At 25.9% G+C, this 1,671-nt stretch carries 2 protein-coding genes; both read left to right on the top strand.

Annotation, left to right across the window (positions count from 1 at the left end):
* Positions 1–598: 598 nt before the first annotated feature.
* Positions 599–1,177: a hypothetical protein gene (locus tag ES045_RS16165; RefSeq protein WP_147117307.1), complete on the top strand. Its 579-nt coding sequence runs from the start codon at positions 599–601 to the stop codon at positions 1,175–1,177.
* Positions 1,178–1,199: 22 nt separating this feature from the next.
* Positions 1,200–1,526 carry a hypothetical protein gene (locus tag ES045_RS16160; protein ID WP_147117306.1) on the top strand — a complete coding sequence of 109 codons (327 nt, stop codon included), beginning with the start codon at positions 1,200–1,202 and terminating at the stop codon, positions 1,524–1,526.
* Positions 1,527–1,671: the final 145 nt, after the last annotated feature.

The raw sequence follows: 1,671 nt of genomic DNA, 5'->3' as shown, positions 1-1,671 counted from the left end.
CACAACAGCCCATATAAAAAATAGCTATTTCACTTTTTATCTAAAAAATTTATTTATTTTTAAAAACTAATAGAATACCTAAAAATGAGAAAGCTTTAAAACGCTACTTTTCATATAGGTACTCGTTGCAAGTAATAGCGGAGATTTCTCAGACCAAATAAATTTTCGTTAGAAATTTATAATTGTTTTTCTAAAGTTCGGAGAAATTGGGGAATTATGGAACACTCTCTCGCTAATCGGAATTTTATCAAAAGAAGGAATTTCCAAAATTATGGAATTGGAGTAAATTCGGAATTCAATAGTTTAGCGGAATTTTTAATCATGTAAAAAGGAAAAAAGGTTTCCAAATAGCGGAATTCAAAAAGTTGTGGAATTAAAAGTTTGTGAAAAAAGCTGGAAACAAAAAAAAAAGGAAAATATAAAAACCTGAATTGCATGAAAAAAACTACTACTTGCAACACCGTGTAAAAAAAATTGCTAAATTAGTGCTTAACTAAAAGCAGTTGCGATTTTTGCAAACTTCAATTTTCCTCCGGAAAATAGCCGTTCACAAAAATCGCAACTTTCATTACACAACAACGTTGCCAGTAATTTAAAAATGACAGAAGATATAACAAATAAATATTACAAAAGACACCAAAGATGGTCTGATAAAGCGATTAATCAATTGTTTTATTTCAATAATTTACAATTGACATTAAGTGTAGGATTTCTTGCTTTTGCATTTGACAAAAATGAATTTAAAAATATATGTTTTGAGCCAATAAAAATTAATTGGGAATTAACATTATTAATAATTTCAATTACATTAATAACCTTCTCTGTAATTTTGGGAATAGTTCTTAATATAAATAGACTTGTTGACTTCCAAATCATAAGACATATAAATCAAGTAAGATATCGAGTACATAAATATACTAATGCCACTTTAGATGAGAAATCACCAGAAAAATTTTCTTTTTGGAAAAGACAATTATTGATTTTTAAAAAATACAAAAAAATAAATTTAGAATCTTGTAAAGAATATAACTCAAATAAAATTGAGATAAATCAAGAGTTTCGAAAAATGAGAAACATATCACATAATTTAGGAATTAAAACTTGGATTTATACAAGAAATCAAAGTATCGTATTTTGTTTTTCTATAATCATATATTTTTTGAGTATTATAATGTAATAACTAATTTAAAATTTAGAAAATGAAAAAATATCTTTGGGCTTGCATATTTACAATCTTAATATCTTGTTCATATAACAATGATAATATTCAAGGCTTATGGCAGAAAACCTCAAACAATGATTGGTGGTTACAAATCAATGATAATAATACATTTGACCACGGTTGGAAATCAAACATTAAAGCAAGTGGAAACTTTGACTTAAAAGATGGTATAATAAATTTAAGAACCGAAGACAAGTATTTTAAATCAAAAAAATACAGATATGAGCATAGAAATGATAGTTTACTTTTTTATAAAATAAACGGAGAAATTGATATAATTTATCGAAAAATAAAATCTAATTGATAACAAAAAACTACTGGCAACAAAGTACTGTGGTAAAAAACAAGTAAAATTCACTTAATTTTTCACCAACACACTTCTGAAAGTATCGTCATATATTAACCCAGATTTGGCGATTGCAAATGCCTGTTTTAAAAGCTTATTACAA

Origin of the sequence: Polaribacter sp. IC073 (genome assembly GCF_007997075.1) — a bacterium.
Classification (GTDB): domain Bacteria; phylum Bacteroidota; class Bacteroidia; order Flavobacteriales; family Flavobacteriaceae; genus Polaribacter.
Note: the sequence above shows the minus strand (reverse complement) of the source record. Positions and strands in the feature narration are given on the sequence as shown.

Excerpts from the sequence above, each read along its gene's own strand:
- ES045_RS16165 (WP_147117307.1), top strand. The coding sequence starts at position 599 with ATGACAGAAGATATAACAAATAAATATTACAAAAGACACCAAAGATGG.
- ES045_RS16160 (WP_147117306.1), top strand. The coding sequence starts at position 1,200 with ATGAAAAAATATCTTTGGGCTTGCATATTTACAATCTTAATATCTTGT.